We start from the raw sequence: 19,373 nt of genomic DNA, 5'->3' as shown, positions 1-19,373 counted from the left end.
TATGGAATTTAAACATGTTTCAGTATTATTAAATGAGTGTATAGACGCACTAAACATAAAAGAAAATGGAATTTATGTTGATTGCACTTTAGGAGGAGCAGGGCATTCATCAGAAATTGTAAAACATCTATCTAGAGATGGAATGCTTGTTGGGATAGATCAAGATAAAGATGCTCTTAAGGCAGCAAAGGAAAGACTAAAAGATTTCGATAATGTAAAATATGTTCATAGTAACTTTTATGATATAGAAAATATATTAAATAATTTAGATATTGATAAAGTAGACGGAATATTGATGGATCTTGGAGTTTCCTCATATCAGCTTGATGAAGCTTCTAGAGGCTTTAGCTATATGCAAGACGCTGATTTAGATATGAGAATGAATCGAGATAATGATCTTTCAGCTTATGAGGTTGTAAACAACTATAGTGAGGATGAATTATATAAGATTATCAAAGATTATGGAGAGGAAAGATTCGCTAAAAGGATAGCAAATTTTATAGTTAATAGAAGAGTGGAAAAACCTATTGCGACAACTTTTGAATTAGTGGATATCATTAAAGCTGCAATACCAGCAAGAATGAGAAGAGAAGGCCCCCATCCAGCAAAAAGAACCTTCCAGGCTATTAGGATAGAAGTTAATTCAGAATTAAAAATATTAAACAAAACTATTGAAGATGGAGTAAACAAGTTAAATAAAGGTGGAAGAATGGCTATAATAACATTCCATTCTTTAGAAGATAGAATAGTCAAACTAAAATTTAGAGAATTAGAAAACCCATGCAATTGTCCAAAAGAATTTCCAATTTGCATTTGCGGAAAATTACCATTAGTCAAAGTGATTTCTAAAAAGGGCATAGAACCAACTAAGAATGAGATTGAAGAAAATCCAAGGAGTAGAAGCGCTAAACTTAGGATAATAGAAAAATTATAATTATTATTATGTTATAAATGAGTTGGGATGTGAATAAATTGGCAAGAAGAGAATATGATTATATAAAAGGGAATACAGTATTAGCACCAGAGAGAAAAACGAGAATACGTAAACCGGATAAGAAGCAAATACAAATAAAAAAACGAAGAAAAATAGCAAATAAAAATATTGTTTTAAAAAACAGAAGAAAGAACGATAGAAAGTATCTATTAACTGTTGCAGTAATGGTAATTGGTCTTGGTCTAATAACAATTTATGAAGATAACAAGGTTTACAGTATGCAAGGTAAGGTGAGTGGTTTAACTAATGAAATTAAACAAACTCAAGAGGATAACGAAGCACTAGAAGTACAGATATTAAAATATTCTTCATTGAGCAATATTCAAGAAAATGCTAAAAACAAATTAGCTATGTATGTTCCAAATAAAGATGAAACCGTAAGAATTGATTTTTCTCAAAATTATTTTAAGGATTTGAAACCCAAGGAAACTGAAACTAGTACAAAAGAAAAAAACTTGTTCTCAAGATTAATTGGGTTTATAAAGTAATTATATAATTAAGTATTATTTATAATTTTAACTTTTATATTACTCACATGGGGACAGTAATAATAATATTTTTTCTGCATTTTATATGATTTGGTAAAAGAATTATTACAAAATAATAAATGACTAAATTAATTAATGCTATATCAATATTATGCCTAAAAGAAAGTGCATGGGGGAAATAGAAGTTGAAAAAGAAAAATTATAAAGATAGGGCAAAAATGCGCCAAAGGATGAGCATTGCGGCTTTTGGATTGACCTTAGTTTTTGCAATCTTGACTATTAGACTATCATACATAATGATAGTTAAAAGGGCTGATTATGCTGCAAGAGCAGAAGAACAATGGACAAGTGAAGTAAAAATAGATGCTATAAGAGGAAGAATATTAGATAGAAATGGTAAAGAGCTTGCTGTATCCGCAAATGTGTATAGAGTTGACTTTGATCTAAATTCTATAAGGACTTATTTAAAAAGAAGTTTAAAGGATTTATCAAGTAAAGAAATTGAACATATGAAAAGTGAGGGGATTCCGGTGCCATCAGGAGATGCTGGTTTAACAACTGATGATATAGCACCTCCAATTGCAAAAGCATTAGATATGGATGTTGCCGATATAAAAGATAAATTGGAGACAAGGCTTCCAAGTGGAGCTCTAGCTGGATCAGCTATTGTTAAAAGAAGAATAGAAAAAGACAAAGCTGATAAAGTGAAAGAGCTCAATATAAGTGGCGTTTTAGTTTCTCCAGACACGAAGAGATATTATCCTAATAATAATTTTCTAGCACATGTATTAGGAAGTACAAATGTTGATGGTAAAGGCTTAACCGGAGTAGAGCTTCAGTACAATTCATATTTATCAGGAATTCCTGGTATGAAGATTGCAGAGCTTGATAAAAATAATAGAGATTTACCTTACACCATATCTCAGTTTACATCACCAATAAACGGTAAAGATGTTACTCTCACTATTGATGAGAATATACAAAGCTTTGCTGAAAAAGCTGCTATTCAAGCTTATGAGGATACTAAGGCTAAAGCAGTATCAATTCTTGTTATGGATCCAAAAACAGGGGAAGTTTTAGCAATGGTTAATAAGCCGGATTTTAATCCTAATAACCCACGTGAAGGTGCAGATAAATTTGATGGAGCAACTACAGAGGAAAAAGTGCAAAAAATGTGGAGAAACAGGCTAGTTAACGATACATTTGAACCGGGATCAATATTTAAAGTAGTAACAGCTATTACTGGATTAGAAGAAAATATAGTTAATAAGGATACTAAATTTTATTGTGGAGGCTCATTGAAGGTTGGGGGAATAAATCCAAAATGCTGGAGAACTCAAGGGCATGGAGCACAGGTTTTTCCCGATATAATCCAAAATTCTTGTAATGTTGGATTTATGGAATTGGGTGCTATGATTGGTAAAGAAAAATTATGTGAATACATTAATAAATTTGGTTTTGGTAAACCTAGTGGAATCGACTTGCCAGGTGAAGCAAAGGGTATAGTTAAACCAGTGGATAAAATTTCAGAAGCTGACCTAGCAACAATATCGTTTGGACAAACTAATACAGTAAACTCTGTGCAATATATGGCTGCTTTTAATGCTATTGCAAATGGTGGCACTTTAATTCAGCCGCACGTAATGAAAGAGATTACTCACCAAGATAATAATAATTCAGAGATAGTTGACGAAACATTTAAACCTAAAACTACTACTGTTGCAAGTCCAGAAAAGACAGCAGAACTTAGAACTTATCTTGAAAGAGTTGTAACTGGTGGATCTGGAACAGGAACTTTTATTGAAGGATATCATATTGGTGGTAAAACAGGAACTGCTCAAAAAGTTATTAATGGTAGATATCAAGAGGGGGCATATATATCATCCTTTGTTGGAATGGCACCTGTTAGCGATCCTAAAGTGACTATAATGGTAACAATAGACGAACCAAGCAACGGAGTATATTATGCTGCCCAAGTTGCAGTACCACCAGCTAAAACATTATTTTCTGATATTTTTAATTATTTAAATAGTAAATTCTCTGATGAAAATGGAGGACAAATTACTAGAGAGGTTGTAATCCCAGAAGTTAGAAATATGAAAATCGCTGATGCTAAAAAAGCATTAAAAGATGCGAAGTTGGATTTTAATGTGGATGGCGATGGCGAGGCAGTCGTAAATATGACGCCATATCCTGGATATTCAGTAAAAGAAGGATCAAAAATAAATCTTTACACAGGTAGTGATGCGACTTATAATAATAATGTTGTAATGCCAGATGTTAGGGGTTATTCAAAGGAAGATGCAGATGCTTTGTTAAAAAATCTTGGAATTGTACCTACCTTTGAAGGAAGTGGCGCCGTATGTGAGCAAGATATTTCACAAGGTGAAGTAATAGCTAAAGGAACGACGGTTAAACTTACATTGAGTTCAGATTATAAAGATTAAAAAAGGATAATGAGAATTAAGGCGAAAGTTTTTATCCTAAATGTTTATGATTTAGTAAAGAGTTTGCAATGAATTAGACAAATGAAAAAGTATTAGTATGTGAGGATGCTCGCATGCTAATATTTTTTAATAGTAACTTAAGGATTTTTTGAAACTTATTATAAATTTCAAATCTAAAAATGCTTTAATACGAAAGGGTAAATGGAGGAACATCGTTGAAAAAGATAAGATACAGAAATAAAGGAAAAATGCGTCAGAGATCACGGATTATAGCTTTTTCACTGACAATAGTTTTTGCGCTATTAATAATTAGATTATCTTATATAATGGTGGTTAATGGTGCAGACTATTCTGGTAGAGCAGAAGAACAATGGACAAGTGAAGTAAAGATAGATGCTAAAAGAGGCAGGATACTTGATAGAAATGGAAATGAACTTGTTGTATCCGCTAATGTCTATAGAGTAGATTTTGATTTAAACGCTATGAGAGCATACTTAAAAAGACAATTAAAATCCATTCCCAGCAAAGAACTTGATCATATGAAAAGCGTAGGTATTCCTATACCTGCAGGAAACTCTGGATTAAATTATGATGATATTGCACCAGTAATTGCAAAGATATTAAATATGGATGTATCAGAAATAAAAGCTGATTTAGAAAAGAAACTTCCAAGTGGTGCTGAAGCAGGATCTGTTACTGTAGCACGAAAAATAGAAAAAGATATGGCTGATAAAATTAAAGAACTTAATATAAACGGAATTATAGTTTCACAAGATACAAAAAGATATTATCCAAATAACAACTTTCTTTCACATGTTTTAGGAATTACTGATCCTGATGGTAAAGGCTTAACTGGAGTTGAATTTCAGTATAACTCATATTTATCAGGAATTCCTGGAATGAAGATAGCAGAGCTTGATAAAAATAATTCAGACTTACCGTATACTGTTCCTAATTATACATCACCAGTAAATGGAAAAGATGTTACGTTAACTATTGATGAAAATATTCAAAGCTTTGCTGAGAAGATAGCAAAGAAGTGCTATGATGAAAATAAGGCTAAAGCTGTTTCCATATTAGTTATGGACCCTAAAACAGGTGAAGTTTTAGGTATGGTCAACAAACCAGATTTTGATCCTAATAATCCTAATAAGGGCGCAGACAAATTTGATGGAGCAAATAGTAATGATAAAGTACAACAGATGTGGAGAAATAGATTAGTAAATGATACATTTGAACCCGGATCAATATTTAAAGTAATTACTACTATATCAGGTTTGGAAAATAATGTTGTTAATAAAGACACACAATTTGTAGATAATGGTTCAATATCTGTAGGCGGTATTACCGTAAAGGACGCGGAACAACAAAATGGACTTCAAAATTTACTTCAAATTCTTCAAAATTCATCTAATGTAGGATTTGTAAAATTGGGACAAATGATTGGTAAACAAAAACTATGCGATACTATTGAGAAATTTGGATTTGGAAAAGTGAGTGGAATTGATTTACCAGGTGAAGCACCTGGAATTGTAAAACCAGTAGATAAGGTTTCAGAAGCAGATCTTGCAACAATATCATTTGGACAAACTAACACCGTAAATTCGGTTCAATATATGGCTGCATTTAATGCAATCGCAAATGGAGGAACACTAATTCAGCCCCATGTAATGAAGGAAATAACTCATAATGACGAAAATAATGTTAATATTGTGGATGAAACTTTTAAGCCTAAAACTTCTACAGTTGCAAGTCCGGAAAAGACAGCAGAACTTAGAAGTTATCTTGAAGGAGTTGTAACAGGAGGATCAGGGACGGCTACTTTTATTGACGGATACCACATTGGTGGTAAAACTGGTACAGCTCAAAAGGTTATTGATGGTAAGTATGGGGAAGGTAAATATATTTCTTCATTTGTTGGGATGGCTCCAGTTAATGATCCCAAAGTTACTATTATGATAACTGTTGATGAACCTAGTAATGGTGCATATTATGCAGCTCAAGTAGCAGTACCATATGCTAAACTATTATTTACAGATGTTTTTAACTATTTAAATGGTAAAGCATCTGATGACAGTGAAAAAATTAATAAAGATGTTGTTATTCCAGAAGTTAGGAATATGAAGGCTCAAGATGCTAAAAAAATATTGAAGAATGCGGGATTAGATTGCAATATAGATGCAGATGGAGAAACAATAGTAAATATGACTCCATACCCAGGATCTTCAGTAAAGGAAGGCTCAAAAATAACACTTTACACAAGTGGTGATGCGACTTATAATAATAATGTTGTAATGCCAAATGTTAGGGGATATTCTAAAGATGATGCTGTTACTTTGTTAAAAAGCCTTGGAATTGCAGTTGCTTTTGATGGAAGTGGAACTGTTTCAGCACAGGATATTTCTGAAGGAGAAATTATCACTAAAGGAACAACTGTTAAATTAACATTAAGCTCTGATTATAAAGATTAAAGTTGAACTAAAGAGAAAGTAAAACTTAATTTTAAACTAAAACTGTTTTCTTTGTAGAGGATTTAAAGTAAATTAGACTAATGATAAAATACTAGCATGTGGGAATGCTCGCATGCTATATTTTTTTAGTTCATAAATTCTAAAAAATTCATCACTCTATAATGCTTATTATAGAGCTGATAGAGTAAGGTAAATTAGTTAGGAGAGATTCAATATGAATTTGAAAAGTATTTTAGATGGAATAAATTATAAAGTTGTTAAAGGTGATATTGATGTAGAAATTAATAAAATAAGTTATGATAGCAGAAAAGTAGAAGAGCTTGATGTTTTCATTTGTATAAAAGGTTATGCAACTGATGGGCACAGATATATTGATAAAGCAATTGAAAAAGGAGCTAAAGTAATAATTATCCAAGATGATGTAGAAATAAAAGGAAATAGTCTTACTGTTTTAAAATCGGATGATACTAGAAAAGCTTTAGCATTAATGGGATCTAATTATTATGATAACCCAAGTAATAAAATGAAAATAATTGGTGTAACAGGAACAAACGGTAAGACAACTACAGCTTTTATGATAAAAGACATTTTAGAAGCTAATAATAATAAAGTTGGACTAATTGGAACGATAGCTAATTACATTGGTAGTGAAAGAATCCATACCGAAAGAACAACTCCAGAATCATTAGAATTGCAAGAACTATTTGCTGAAATGGTAAAAAAAGGTGTAGAATATTGTGTTATGGAAGTATCTTCACATTCTTTGGAATTAGATAGAGTTTATGGTGTGCAATTTGAAATTGGTATTTTTACAAATTTAACTAGAGATCATTTAGATTTTCATAAGACTTTTGAGAATTACTATAAGGCAAAATTCAAGTTATTTGAAAGATCCAGAATAAAAGTTATCAATGTTGACGATAATTATGGAAGACAAGTAATTGCCGATTTAAATAACTTAAAAAGTGATAATATTTATTCGTTTTCTGTAAAATGCAATTCTGATTATAAAGCTTTTGATGAAGAAATGGGCAGTAGAGAAATTAAATTTAAACTTAATTTAGAAAAAGAAGAAGACTTTATATTGAGTATACCTGGTGAATATAATATTTATAATGCATTAGGTGCAATAGTATCATGCTCAAAATTAGAGATACCTATAGAAGCAATAAAAAATGGAATAGAGAATGTTGTGGTTTTAGGAAGATGCGAAAGAGTAGCTAAAGAATACAATTTGCCTTATGAAATAATTATAGATTATGCTCACACTCCAGATGGACTTGAAAATATTTTAAAAACTGCAAAAGAATTTACCAATGGAAAGTTAATCAGTGTATTTGGCTGTGGTGGAGATAGAGACAAGGTTAAAAGACCACAAATGGGGAAAATATCAATAGATATAGCTGATATTTCAATAATAACTTCTGATAATCCAAGAAGTGAAGATCCTATGAGTATTATAAAGGATATAGAGGAAGGCTTGGATAAAGATAATTATATAGTTATAGAAAATAGGAAAGAAGCTATAAAAAAAGCTATTAGCATTGCAAATACGGGGGACGTAATAGTTATTGCTGGTAAGGGTCATGAAACTTATCAAGTTTTGAAAAATGAGACAATACACTTCGATGAAAGAGAAGTTGTAAAAGAAATACTTGATGCAGTTAACAGTTAACAATGAACAGTTAACAATTAAGGACCAAATCCCTAAAGGGATTTGTAAAAATGATAAACAATCTTATTTAATAGACATTTGAAGATAAAAAGCTTGAAATTTATAACTGTAAACTGTTAACTGCAAACTGTTAACTGAACTAAAGGGGTGGATGAAATTGGATTTAAGTTTAAAAGAAATACTGGAAGCTGTATCAGGAGAAATTATAATTAAAAATAATGAAGGGATTTTTAATAAAATTTCTACGGATACAAGGAAAATAGAAAAAGATAACTTGTTTATTGCGTTAAAAGGAGAAAATTTTAATGGTAATGATTATGCTGTAGCTGCCATAGAAAAAAGGGCATCAATAGTAATAATCGATGAAATAAAATTTCTTCCTGGAGAATTAAATGATAAAGGAACTATTATTAAGGTTGATGACACTAAAACAGCGTTAGGGGATTTAGCTAGATTTTATAGGAAAAAGATAGGAATAAAAGTGGTTGGAATAACTGGTTCTACTGGAAAAACATCAACAAAGGATTTAGTTGCTGCCTTCTTAAGCGGAAAATATAGAGTGTTTAAAACTCAAGGAAATTTTAATAATGAAATAGGCCTGCCGCTTATGATATTTGAACTATCAAAAGAATATGACATTGCTGTACTTGAAATGGGTATGAGTAATTTTGGGGAAATAAATAAACTTGCAAGTATAGCACTTCCAGATATTGCTGCTATAACTAATGTAGGTGTTGCACATATAGAATATTTAAAAACTCGTGAAAATATACTTAAAGAAAAAATGTCTATAGTTGATTTTTTTGAAGAAAAAAATTCATTAATAATAAACTGTGAAAATGATATGTTGAAGTTAGTAAATGAAAGTGATAAATATAATTTGGAAAAAATAGGCTATGATAAAGACTATGAGGTTTATGCTGAGAATATAGAACTGACTGATAAGTACACATCCTTTGATGCAGCTACTAAGAACGGTAAAAAACATAGATTTACTTTAGAAATGATTGGCGAGCATAATGTACTAAATGCACTTATAGGAATACAAGTTGCAAGAAATTTTGGACTTACTTTTGAGGAAATGGAAAAAGGATTAGAAAATTTTAATGCAACATCTATGAGACTTGAATTTATTAAAAATGATAACTTTACAATTATAAATGATTCCTATAATGCAAATCCTGATTCAATGAAAGCAGCCCTTGAGGTTCTTAAGAATTATAATGGCAATAAAAAAATAGCGGTTCTTGGCACTATGGGCGAGCTTGGTGATTATGCAAAAGAAGCTCATATTGAAACTGGAAAATTTGCCAAAGGAAAGGCAGATATTTTATTAACCACAGGAGACTTTAAGGAATTCTATAAAAAAGGTTTTGAAAAAGATACTATAATATTTGATGACAAACAAGAATTAATGGAAGAATTAGTAAATATAATTAGTACAAATGATGTTATTTTAGTTAAGGCATCTAGAAGTGAAAAATTTGAAGAAATTGTTAAATGTTTAGAGAAAATAAAATAAAACGAAGGAGGTGACTTGCCTTATTTAGGCATTTTCTTTTAGATGCCATGGGCAACACTGGATGGGGGAAGCAATCAACTTATTAATTAATTGGAGAGTTTTAGGATCTTTATTAATAGGATTTTTATTCTCAATAGTACTTGGGCCAATATTTATACCTATATTACACAAACTGAAATTTGGTCAAAATATAAGAAAAGATGGCCCCAAGAGTCATCAAAAAAAATCAGGAACTCCTACTATGGGAGGACTAATATTTTTTATAGCAACTGCAGCAGCCATATTGATTATGGGACAAAAGCTTATGAGTAAGGAAATGATTATCTTGTATTCATTTTTAGCCTTTGGTTTTATAGGCTTTTTAGATGATATATTAAAGATAATTCATAAAGATAATTTAGGATTAAGAGCTGCACAAAAGATGATACTATTAATTATATTCTCTTTAGCATTAGCTTGGTATGGATATAATTATGTTGGCACAGATATAATATTTCCTTTTGGAAGTAAAGATTTTAGATTAAATTTAGGTATATTATATATACCATTTATAATTATTTATTATGCAGCTGTAACTAACGCAGTAAATTTAACAGATGGAATAGACGGTCTTGCAACTTCAGTTACAGTAATTGTTTTAACTTTTTTTGCAATTGTAGGTTTTAGAACACATAATTCAGAGGTAGCAATTTTTGCATTAGCATTAGCCGGAGCACTTCTCGGGTTCTTAAAATTTAATGCTTTTCCTGCTAAAATTTTTATGGGAGACACAGGGTCACTAGCCCTTGGAGGTGCGATTGGAACAATAGCATTAATGTTAAAGATGGAATTATTTGTAGTTATAGTTGGAGGGATTTATTTAATTGAAACTTTATCTGTTATAATTCAAGTTACTTCGTTTAAATTAACTGGTAAAAGAGTATTTAAAATGTCTCCTATACATCATCATTTTGAACATTTAGGATGGAGTGAAGTGAAAATAGTAACAGTATTTTCAATTATTACTGCGATTTTATGTGTAGTTGGGTTTATAGCACTTTAGTTAATTAGATTTGGAGGATTTATGTATGAAGATCATTAGGTCCAAAAGAAAAAATAAAATGGGTGAAATAGATTATGGGGTATTCTATACTGTTGTTTTATTATTGTCTATTGGTGTAATTATGGTTTATTCTGCAAGTTCCTATTATGCCATGTTTAAGACTGGGGATAGCATGTATTATTTAAAAAAACAAGGACTTGCAGCAATTGCTGGAATTATTGCAATGGCATTTACAATGAGTTTTGATTATCACAAGATTAAAAAATATACAGTGCCAATAATGATAGGGTGTATTCCGCTTCTATTTTTAGTATTTCTTTTTCCAAGTGTAAATGGAGCACAAAGATGGATTCCCCTTGGGCCTTTTGGAAGTTTGCAGCCATCAGAGCTAGCTAAATATGTTGTAGTATTATTTTTAGCTAGAAGCCTTGAGGTTAAAGGTGAAGGAGTAAAACAATTTTCAACCGGAATAGTGCCTTACTTATGCGTTTCTGGGATGTATGCAGCTATTGTATTATCCCAAAAAAACTTAAGCATTGCATCTGTAATAATGATTGTTACGTTTATTGTACTTTTTGCTGCTGGAGGAAAATTAAAACACTTATTCGGAATTGTAGCACCTGTTATGGTTGCAGCCGCAGTTGCATTCACGGTGTTAGAACCATATAGAATGAAAAGATTAATGAGCTTTACAAATCCTTGGAATGATCCAATAGGTGATGGGTATCAATTAATTCAATCATTCTATGCATTAGGTGCAGGAGGAATTACGGGCCTTGGTTTAGGTCAATCAAGGCAGAAAACTTTATATATGCCTGAGCCACATAATGATTTTATTTTCTCCATAATTGGAGAAGAGTTAGGATTAATTGGATGTATATGTATAATAACTCTATTTGTAATTTTTATTTGGAGAGGAATTAGTGTAGCAATGAAGGCAAGGGATACTTATGGAACACTTCTTGCTATAGGTATAACTTCAGTTATTGGAGTGCAATCCTTAATTAATATAGCGGTTGTAACGGGTTCAATGCCAGTTACTGGAGTACCCTTACCATTTATAAGTTCTGGAGGAACGGCCCTGGTAATAAATATGACTGCAGTTGGGATACTTTTAAACATATCGCGGCAAGTTGAGGGAAAAGAAGAAATCAAGGAAATCTAAAATGGAAATTTTAAAAGAATTATAATAAAATAAAGAGTAAGGAATTTATATTAATATTCTTTACTCTTTATTTATTATAATGCAATGAAATAATAAGAAACTTTTAGCATTACATATTAATAGTTATTTTATTCTGTAAATGATATTTTAAGATAATTGTTTAAGCAAGTTATAATAGAAAAATAAAATTCAGTAGGGAAATTTAATGAAAATATAATATTAAAGTGGTATTATATATATGAAAATTCATGTTATTATATAATTAGAATTTAAGAATAGGGATAAGTATATGATTAAAGAAAATAATAAACTAATTTTAAAAGCTAAGAAAAAAAGGCGAATGAAAAAAATAATTATAATAGGTATAATTCTAATAGGGATTGGAATTGTTTTCTCAATTAAGTCAAGTTTCTTTATTATAACTAAGGTGTCTGTTTTAGGAAACCCTGTTATGAGTGGAGACGATATTAAGAAAAGAACAGAAGGTTTAATTGGACAAAACATCCTATTTATAGATAAAAAAAACATAATTAGTGAAGCTGAAAAAAATCCATATGTTAAAAGTGTGGAAATTACAAAATCATATCCAAAACAAGTAAACATTAAGATTACAGAAAAAAATGGAGTATTCTACGTGGAGAAAGATGGGTATTATTATGTCTTGGATAGCGAAGGTACTTTACTTGAAAAAACAGATAATATTAATAATAGAAATTTAGTTAATATTGTAGGAATAGATTTAAAAAATGTGGAGTTGGGAAATCAAAGCCTTGATGATACAAGAATATTGAGTTTTTTTGATACTTTTTATCAAATTATTAGTAATAATCCAACTAATTATAATATTGATTCAGTTAACATTAGTGATCTTATGAATATAAAGGTTTATATTGGGAAAGTAGAAGGAAGATTAGGTAACGATGAAAACATACCTGATAAAATGAATAAGTTACTGCATATAATTGAAAGTCCTGATATTGGGATTGTTAAAGGATATGTAGATGTAGGATTCAATGGTGCACCAGTATATTATAAAGAAAGGTAAGGTAGAAATGAAAATATCTAGATCGCAATTACTTATAGCAATTGTTTGTGGACTTTTAGGTTTTTTATTAGCGTATCAATTTAAAGTCTTATCTAACAAAAATACAGCAGAAGCAAATATTAGCAATTATGATAAAAATGATATTATTGCAGAAGTTGAATCACTAAAGAAGGAAAAGGATGAATTATCGAAAACTAATTCCAAGTTATCAGATGAGCTCAAGCAAATGGAGGAAACTGCAGCTAAAGATGGTGACTTGGGTAAAGATATAAAAAATCAACTAGATAATGCGAGAATGGTTCTTGGAGTAGTTGATGTAAAAGGACCAGGGATAGTATTAACAATTACACCTAAAACATCTATTTTTGGTTCTAATCCTGGTGATAATAGCAGAGATTTAGGTGAAGATGAATTAGTTCATATAGTAAATTTACTATGGTATTCAGGAGCAGAAGCTATATCTATAAATGATATTAGGATAACTCCGCAAACTGGAATTAAGACAGCAGGAAATGGAATAGCGATAGGATCTACAGGAAAAGTATATCCTAAAGATAAAATAGTAATTAAAGCAATTGGTGAGAAGGGGAGACTTAACGTGGGAATTTCGTTCCCAGGTTCATTAGAATATCTTGCTCTTCCTAATTATAATAATGAAGTGAAGACAGAAGATGATATATTTATAGGAAAATCAACACAGTCATTAAAGAATGACTTTATTAAATCAGTAACGGAATAGGAGAGAGTAATTTGGTAGCAGTTATAGGACTATTAATTGGAGTAATACTTGGCTTTGTATTAGATGTAAATATATCGGATAAATTTTCACCATATATGTCTGTAGCTATTCTTGCCTGCTTAGATTCAGTATTTGGAGCGATTAGAGGAAATCTTTCTAAGAATTTTCAAGCTGATATTTTTATATCAGGCTTCTTTGGTAATGCGCTTCTGGCAGCAGGGCTTGCATATTTAGGTGATAAACTTGGAATACCAATATATATGGCTGCAGTTATTGTATTTGGCGGAAGGATATTTGATAATTTTGCTATTATAAGAAGATTATTATTGGAGCAATTTAAAAGCTGGAGAAAGAATAAAATTAAAAAAAATTCATTAGAAGAACAACAGGAAGTTAAATAGAGGGGTGAGGTGATGAAAAATAATAAAGGCTTTTTCTTTGTTTTCATTGCGACCATAATATTAGGTGTTTTAATATCAATGGATTTTAATTTTAAAGGTGTTCAATCTTATAGTCAATTAAATTCATCGCAGTATCAAAATGCAGTTGAAGAAAGAGCAGCTTTATATAGGGAAATTGGAAATCTTAAAGAGGATAATATTGAGAAAAGGGATAAAATAAGAAATTATGAGAATAATGATAAGAAAAATGATAAGATACTGGAAGATATGAAGGCCCAAATCAATGATTATGAAATGTTAAGTGGATTAAATAAAATTGAAGGACGAGGAATAATATTAACGATAAATGATGGAAAAGCTAATGCATTAGAAGAAAATACTGATGAAATAAACAATAAACTTTTACATGATAATGATATGGCGTTAGTTTTAAATGAACTTCGAGTTGCAGGAGCAGAAGCTATCAGTGTAAATAATCATAGGATAGTTCCGTGGTCTGGTGTAATATGCAATTGGGCTTTTATAGGATTTGATGATGGGGGAATGGAATATGCACCTTTTAAAATCTATGTTATTGGAGATCCAGAAAAGTTAAAAGCAGCTCTATTGGAAGATGGCAGCCATGTGAAGCAGCTGATGTTTAGAAAGCTTGAAGTTGATATAAAAGAAGTAGATAAAATAATTATGCCGCCATCAAGTGCCAATTCAAATGTAAAATATATGGCAAGTAATGAAAATAAGAAATAAAATAATTTATTTTAATATAATTGAAGGAAATTGAAAAATAATATAGAATAATAATTAAGTGAAGGAAAGGAATAGTTTTATAGGTGTTTATTATGGGAATTAAGCAAAATATTCAAGAAGTTAAATCTAAAATTCCAAAAGAAGTAACGCTTTTAGCTGTTTCCAAAACAAAGCCATTAGAAGATTTAGAAGAAGCTTATATGGCGGGGATGAGAGATTTTGGAGAAAATAAAGTTCAGGAATTAGTCAAAAAGGCAGAAAACTTTCATGATGATGTTAGATGGCATTTTATAGGACATCTCCAAAGTAATAAAGTTAAGTATTTAGTCGATAAGGTATACTTAATACATTCCTTATCAAGTGTTAGTTTATTAAACGAAATAGAAAAAAATTTTGGAAAAGCTAATAAGGTTGCTAATACTTTAATTCAAATCAATATTGGAAGAGAAGAAAGCAAAAGTGGAATTTTAGAAGAAAATTTATATGAATTTATTGAAGCAATTGAAAAATGTAATTTTGTTTCTGTAAAGGGTATAATGGTAATTATTCCAATAGGAGATGAAGAAAGCAACAGAAAATATTTTAGAAGAACTAAAAAGATATTTGATGAGCTAAAAGAAAAAAAATATAAGAATATTAGTATGAACATATTATCTATGGGAATGACTCATGATTTTATGACAGCTATAGAAGAAGGTTCTAATTTAATTAGAGTAGGAACAGGAATATTTGGAGAAAGAAATTATAATTTAGGAGGCGAATAGAATGAGCAACGTATTATCAAAAGTTAAATCTTTATTAGGATTTGAGGATTATGAAGATTACGAGGATTATGTAGATGAAGAATATGAAGAAGAAATGAAGGATGACGAAGAAATTGAACCAGTAATTACAAATAAGAAAAACAGCAAAGTAGTCAACATTCATACATCCTCTACAACTAAAGTTACAATTACTAAACCAGTTGATTATGAAGAGGCAACTGAAATTTGTGAGGCACTTAAGAATAGAAGAATTGTTTTAGTAAATACTACAGTTTTAGAATTGAAAATTGCTCAAAGATTATTAGATTTTATAAGTGGATCATGTTATGCTTTGGGGGGCGAATTACAACAAATTGAAAAAGGAGTGTATATTCTTTCACCATCAAATGTTGAGGTGACAAATGAATTAAAGAATGAACTTAGTTCAAAGGCCTTATTTAATTGGTCAAAATAGGAGGTATAAATTATGATATATAGTATTCAGATGGTTCTTTATTTGTTATTTAACATAATAGAACTAACTATATTCATAGAATGTATAGCTTCATGGGTTCCTCAAGTTCAAGGAAATAAGTTTATTAATTTAATTCACAATTTTGTTTATCCGATTTTAGAGCCAATTAGAAGATTACAAGATAGACTTATTCCTGGATTGCCAATGGACTTTTCACCAGTGATTGCCCTTTTGATTATCAATTTACTTAGAGGTCTTATATAATTGAAAATAAATTTAAAGGAAAAGATAATTAACCATTTTTCAGATGATGAAAGAAATGAAGCATTAAATTTATATGAGAAATATATAATATGTAGGGATAAGGGTATTTCTTCATTTGGAAAGAGTTTTTATACACCTAATATATGGACTTGGTTTGAAAAAAATTTAAGCAGTAATGATTTGAAAATTGAAAGTAATGGATTATTTGAAGATGCTGAAAGAAGAATGATTTCTTTTAATAATTCTTATAATAATCCATTTCCTATGAAATTGATTAAAATTGAAAATACTTCAAAATTCTCAAAACTTAGCCATAGAGACTTTTTGGGTGGCATTTTATCACTTGGCATTGAAAGAAATAAAATTGGCGATTTATTAGTGGATAACAATACCTGCTATGTTCCAATTCATGAGGAAATTGAAAATTATATTATATATAATATAGATAGAATTTCTAAAGTTGTTTGTAATGTAAAAGTAATTGATGATTTTGAACTTCTTCCTAAAGTTCAATTCAAGGAAGAAATTATTTTAGTTTCATCCTTAAGAATTGATGGAATAGTATCAAAAATTATAAATATATCTAGATCCAAAGCCTCAGAAATGATAGAGCAAGGATTAGTTCTTATAAATTACGTTAAGATAAAAGATAAAAGTTATGAACTTAAAGGTGAAGAAAGAATCACTATAAGAGGTTATGGAAAGTTTATTTTGGGTGATTCTATTGGGAATAGCAAAAGTGGAAAAATTAAAATTGTTATTAAAAAATATACATAGTTGAGGTGAAAGTATGAAGTTAACACCAATGGATATTAACAATAAGGAATTTAAGAAAGGGTTAAGAGGATATAACTCAGATGAGGTTGATGAGTTTTTAGATGAAGTTGTAGATAATTATGAGGAACTTTATAAAGAAAATGCTAACCTAAAAGAAAAGCTTGCAAATCTAAATGAAAAGGTTGATCATTATTCAAAAATTGAGACTACTATACAAAATACATTATTACTTGCACAAAATGCTGCTGAGCAAGCTAAAAATTCAGCTCAAAAAGAAGCAGAATTATTAGTAAAAAATGCGAACGAAACAGCTCAGAAAATTTTGGATAAGGCACATAAAGATGTTATTCAAATTAATGATGAATATGAAAGAGTAAAACAGGAATTTATAAAGTTTAGGGCAAAATATAGGAACTTTATGAATGCACAGCTAGAAACCTTTGATGATTTAGAAAAGGATTTTATTAAGAATTATAATGTTTCAGATATAGTTGAAGATGATGATGTGGTTAAAGAAGAAATAATAGAAAAAGAAGTAAGTACTGAGGATGAAGAAAGTAAAAATAGTATTGAGGAATCAATTGAACTTCAAAATAATAATATTTCTTTAAATGATGAATTAAATGAAATTAAAAGCTTTTTTGTTCAAAATGAATAATAGTTAATTTAAAAATACCAAGTAATATATGTACAATTACTTGGTATTCTTTATATAAAAAGAGTTATAGCTGAAATAAAGTTTAAAAATAAACTTATTTTTGCTTACAGCTCTTTTTACTTTTTATTCTTTTGGAGTTTCTGAGTCATTATATTTACTATTTATTATTACAATATCAACTCTTCTATTTGCAGCTCTTCCTTCTTCAGTGGAATTACTTTGAATAGGCCTATATTCTCCGTAGCCTACTGAAGAAAGTCTTTCCGGCTTGACGTTACCTTGAGATATTAAAAATTCTACTACATTAGCAGCTCTGACAGAGGAGAGTTGCCAGTTTGAGTGGAAATAATTTGTGTTAATAGCTACATTATCAGTGTGTCCCTCAACATGTATGTAATTGTCAATTCCATTTAAAACCTTTGATATAGAAATTAATTTACTTTGCCAGTCTGGTTTAATTATGGCTTCCCCGCTATTAAATAATATATTATCATTAAAGCTTATTATAAGCCCTCTCTCTTGAATTGATGTAGTAACACTTCCTTTTAACTCAGAATTGTTAACAAGTTCATCAACCTTCTTTTTAATATCGGAAAGTTTTTCGGTTTCTGCCGCTGAGCTATTTTGATCCTCAGCAGGATCAACTACATTTGGAGTTGCATTAGTACTATCTGATACTGCAATTACATTTTGTCCATTTCCATTGTTGAATCCAATTCTAAGTGAGTTAGCTAGTTGTTGTGCTTTTTTATTATCAACATTTGATATTGCATACATCATTAAAAAGAAAATCATAAGTAATGTTATAAAATCTAAGTAGGAAAGCATCCATCTTTCAGTATCATCTTTTTCTTTTTTTGTACTCTTTTTCATCATTATCAATACCTCTTTAAACTTATTCTTCAAGCATTTTAGCTTCTTCTTCAGTTAAATAACCAACAAGTTTACTAACTAAGGTATTAGGATTTATACCTTCTTGAATAAGAAGAACAGCTTCAATAATTAATTCCTTTTCGATGATTTCTTCCTTATTCAGTTCCCTTAATTTACTAGCAATAGGAAGCCAGAAAAGGTTTGCAGTACCAAGTCCGTATAATGTTGCTACGAAAGCAGATGCAATTTCACCGCCCATTGCTGCAGCATCACTTAAATTAGCAAGTACTATAACTAAACTTGTTACAGTCCCTACAATACCCATAGTTGGAGCATATCCTCCAGCTGAAGTAAACATTTCAATATATTTTTCGTGTCTTGCAGAAAGTTGTTCAAGTTTGGTATTTAAAATACTTTTAACAGACGCAGGATCAATTCCATCGACCACCATCTGTAATCCTTTTTTTATAAATGGATCTAAATCTACTCCGGTAAGTTCAGATTCAATACTCAAAAGCCCATCTTTTCTAGTTTTAATTGATGTTTCTTTAAAAAAGCGTATATACTCTTGCATATTGCTTTCTTTCTTTCTAAAAGCTATTCCTATTATTTTGGGAAGCTTTTTAAAGGTTTTCGAAGGAAAAGAAATAGAAGTTGCTCCTAGTGTCCCCCCAATAACAATAATTGCAGAAGTTAGTTTCATTAGCGCAAATATTGAACCATGAGCTAAGGTATACCCTAATATAATAGATCCAAATGCTAATATTACACTTAACAGTGTTACAATGTCCATAAATACATCCCCCTTTGAAAATATCAATATATTAGAAGTAAGTGATTAAATATG

General features: G+C 30.1%; 19 protein-coding genes. 17 read left to right on the top strand and 2 right to left on the bottom strand.

From position 1 onward, the window contains the following. Position 1 precedes the first annotated feature (1 nt). The 17 genes from rsmH (at position 2) to COL3_RS13355 (ending at position 17,653) form a co-directional block, all read left to right on the top strand. Positions 2–934 carry a 16S rRNA (cytosine(1402)-N(4))-methyltransferase RsmH gene (gene rsmH / locus COL3_RS13435; protein WP_008420793.1) on the top strand — a complete coding sequence of 311 codons (933 nt, stop codon included), beginning with the start codon at positions 2–4 and terminating at the stop codon, positions 932–934. Positions 935–951: 17 nt separating this feature from the next. Next, a complete protein-coding gene (locus tag COL3_RS13430) occupies positions 952–1,482 on the top strand; it encodes a cell division protein FtsL (protein ID WP_180277943.1) in 531 nt (176 codons plus the stop codon). Between the two features lie 185 nt (positions 1,483–1,667). After that, entirely contained in the window at positions 1,668–3,929 is a 2,262-nt protein-coding gene (locus COL3_RS13425; protein WP_008420791.1) for a stage V sporulation protein D, read from the top strand. Between the two features lie 215 nt (positions 3,930–4,144). Continuing rightward, a complete protein-coding gene (locus COL3_RS13420; protein WP_008420790.1) occupies positions 4,145–6,400 on the top strand; it encodes a stage V sporulation protein D in 2,256 nt (751 codons plus the stop codon). Between the two features lie 214 nt (positions 6,401–6,614). Then, complete coding sequence (locus COL3_RS13415; RefSeq protein ID WP_008420788.1) at positions 6,615–8,075, top strand: UDP-N-acetylmuramoyl-L-alanyl-D-glutamate--2,6-diaminopimelate ligase; 1,461 nt, start codon at positions 6,615–6,617, stop codon at positions 8,073–8,075. A gap of 157 nt (positions 8,076–8,232) precedes the next feature. Beyond that, positions 8,233–9,597, top strand: coding sequence for a UDP-N-acetylmuramoyl-tripeptide--D-alanyl-D-alanine ligase (gene murF, locus COL3_RS13410; protein ID WP_008420785.1), 1,365 nt, complete (start codon positions 8,233–8,235; stop codon positions 9,595–9,597). Between the two features lie 61 nt (positions 9,598–9,658). Continuing rightward, entirely contained in the window at positions 9,659–10,639 is a 981-nt protein-coding gene (gene mraY / locus COL3_RS13405; protein ID WP_008420784.1) for a phospho-N-acetylmuramoyl-pentapeptide-transferase, read from the top strand. A gap of 25 nt (positions 10,640–10,664) precedes the next feature. After that, positions 10,665–11,804, top strand: coding sequence for a stage V sporulation protein E (spoVE, locus tag COL3_RS13400; protein ID WP_008420782.1), 1,140 nt, complete (start codon positions 10,665–10,667; stop codon positions 11,802–11,804). A gap of 289 nt (positions 11,805–12,093) precedes the next feature. After that, positions 12,094–12,849 carry an FtsQ-type POTRA domain-containing protein gene (locus COL3_RS13395; RefSeq protein ID WP_008420780.1) on the top strand — a complete coding sequence of 252 codons (756 nt, stop codon included), beginning with the start codon at positions 12,094–12,096 and terminating at the stop codon, positions 12,847–12,849. A 7-nt stretch (positions 12,850–12,856) separates the two neighbouring features. After that, on the top strand, positions 12,857–13,588 hold the full coding sequence (locus COL3_RS13390) for a DUF881 domain-containing protein (RefSeq protein WP_035282923.1): 732 nt from the start codon (positions 12,857–12,859) through the stop codon (positions 13,586–13,588). An 11-nt stretch (positions 13,589–13,599) separates the two neighbouring features. Next, on the top strand, positions 13,600–13,989 hold the full coding sequence (locus COL3_RS13385; RefSeq protein WP_008420775.1) for a DUF1290 domain-containing protein: 390 nt from the start codon (positions 13,600–13,602) through the stop codon (positions 13,987–13,989). Positions 13,990–14,001: 12 nt separating this feature from the next. Continuing rightward, positions 14,002–14,736 (top strand): DUF881 domain-containing protein, encoded by a 735-nt coding sequence (locus COL3_RS13380; RefSeq protein ID WP_008420773.1) that lies wholly within the window; start codon positions 14,002–14,004, stop codon positions 14,734–14,736. Positions 14,737–14,828: 92 nt separating this feature from the next. Then, positions 14,829–15,500: a YggS family pyridoxal phosphate-dependent enzyme gene (locus COL3_RS13375; protein ID WP_008420772.1), complete on the top strand. Its 672-nt coding sequence runs from the start codon at positions 14,829–14,831 to the stop codon at positions 15,498–15,500. A gap of 1 nt (position 15,501) precedes the next feature. After that, positions 15,502–15,954 (top strand): cell division protein SepF, encoded by a 453-nt coding sequence (sepF, locus tag COL3_RS13370; RefSeq protein WP_008420770.1) that lies wholly within the window; start codon positions 15,502–15,504, stop codon positions 15,952–15,954. 12 nt (positions 15,955–15,966) lie between these two features. Continuing rightward, the gene (locus COL3_RS13365; RefSeq protein WP_008420768.1) at positions 15,967–16,218 is read left to right on the top strand and encodes a YggT family protein; all 252 of its coding nucleotides are present in this window, start codon (positions 15,967–15,969) and stop codon (positions 16,216–16,218) included. Between the two features lie 6 nt (positions 16,219–16,224). Then, on the top strand, positions 16,225–16,995 hold the full coding sequence (locus tag COL3_RS13360) for a YlmH/Sll1252 family protein (protein WP_035282921.1): 771 nt from the start codon (positions 16,225–16,227) through the stop codon (positions 16,993–16,995). A gap of 13 nt (positions 16,996–17,008) precedes the next feature. Further along, positions 17,009–17,653 (top strand): DivIVA domain-containing protein, encoded by a 645-nt coding sequence (locus COL3_RS13355; protein WP_008420764.1) that lies wholly within the window; start codon positions 17,009–17,011, stop codon positions 17,651–17,653. A 123-nt stretch (positions 17,654–17,776) separates the two neighbouring features. Here the strand turns inward: COL3_RS13355 and COL3_RS13350 are convergent, their stop codons facing one another. Together COL3_RS13350 and COL3_RS13345 are read right to left on the bottom strand one after the other, a co-directional pair. Next, a complete protein-coding gene (locus COL3_RS13350) occupies positions 17,777–18,526 on the bottom strand; it encodes an OmpA family protein (protein WP_035282919.1) in 750 nt (249 codons plus the stop codon). Between the two features lie 22 nt (positions 18,527–18,548). Further along, positions 18,549–19,319 carry a motility protein A gene (locus tag COL3_RS13345; protein WP_008420759.1) on the bottom strand — a complete coding sequence of 257 codons (771 nt, stop codon included), beginning with the start codon at positions 19,317–19,319 and terminating at the stop codon, positions 18,549–18,551. Positions 19,320–19,373 lie beyond the last annotated feature (54 nt).

The organism is Clostridium sp. LS (genome assembly GCF_002760435.1).
Taxonomy (GTDB): domain Bacteria; phylum Bacillota; class Clostridia; order Clostridiales; family Clostridiaceae; genus Clostridium.
Note: the sequence above shows the minus strand (reverse complement) of the source record. Positions and strands in the feature narration are given on the sequence as shown.

Excerpts from the sequence above, each read along its gene's own strand:
- rsmH (WP_008420793.1), top strand. The coding sequence starts at position 2 with ATGGAATTTAAACATGTTTCAGTATTATTAAATGAGTGTATAGACGCA.
- COL3_RS13430 (WP_180277943.1), top strand. The coding sequence starts at position 952 with ATGAGTTGGGATGTGAATAAATTGGCAAGAAGAGAATATGATTATATA.
- COL3_RS13415 (WP_008420788.1), top strand. The coding sequence starts at position 6,615 with ATGAATTTGAAAAGTATTTTAGATGGAATAAATTATAAAGTTGTTAAA.
- mraY (WP_008420784.1), top strand. The coding sequence starts at position 9,659 with ATGGGGGAAGCAATCAACTTATTAATTAATTGGAGAGTTTTAGGATCT.
- spoVE (WP_008420782.1), top strand. The coding sequence starts at position 10,665 with ATGAAGATCATTAGGTCCAAAAGAAAAAATAAAATGGGTGAAATAGAT.
- COL3_RS13395 (WP_008420780.1), top strand. The coding sequence starts at position 12,094 with ATGATTAAAGAAAATAATAAACTAATTTTAAAAGCTAAGAAAAAAAGG.
- COL3_RS13390 (WP_035282923.1), top strand. The coding sequence starts at position 12,857 with ATGAAAATATCTAGATCGCAATTACTTATAGCAATTGTTTGTGGACTT.
- COL3_RS13380 (WP_008420773.1), top strand. The coding sequence starts at position 14,002 with ATGAAAAATAATAAAGGCTTTTTCTTTGTTTTCATTGCGACCATAATA.
- COL3_RS13375 (WP_008420772.1), top strand. The coding sequence starts at position 14,829 with ATGGGAATTAAGCAAAATATTCAAGAAGTTAAATCTAAAATTCCAAAA.
- sepF (WP_008420770.1), top strand. The coding sequence starts at position 15,502 with ATGAGCAACGTATTATCAAAAGTTAAATCTTTATTAGGATTTGAGGAT.
- COL3_RS13365 (WP_008420768.1), top strand. The coding sequence starts at position 15,967 with ATGATATATAGTATTCAGATGGTTCTTTATTTGTTATTTAACATAATA.
- COL3_RS13355 (WP_008420764.1), top strand. The coding sequence starts at position 17,009 with ATGAAGTTAACACCAATGGATATTAACAATAAGGAATTTAAGAAAGGG.
- COL3_RS13350 (WP_035282919.1), bottom strand. The coding sequence starts at position 18,526 with ATGAAAAAGAGTACAAAAAAAGAAAAAGATGATACTGAAAGATGGATG.
- COL3_RS13345 (WP_008420759.1), bottom strand. The coding sequence starts at position 19,319 with ATGGACATTGTAACACTGTTAAGTGTAATATTAGCATTTGGATCTATT.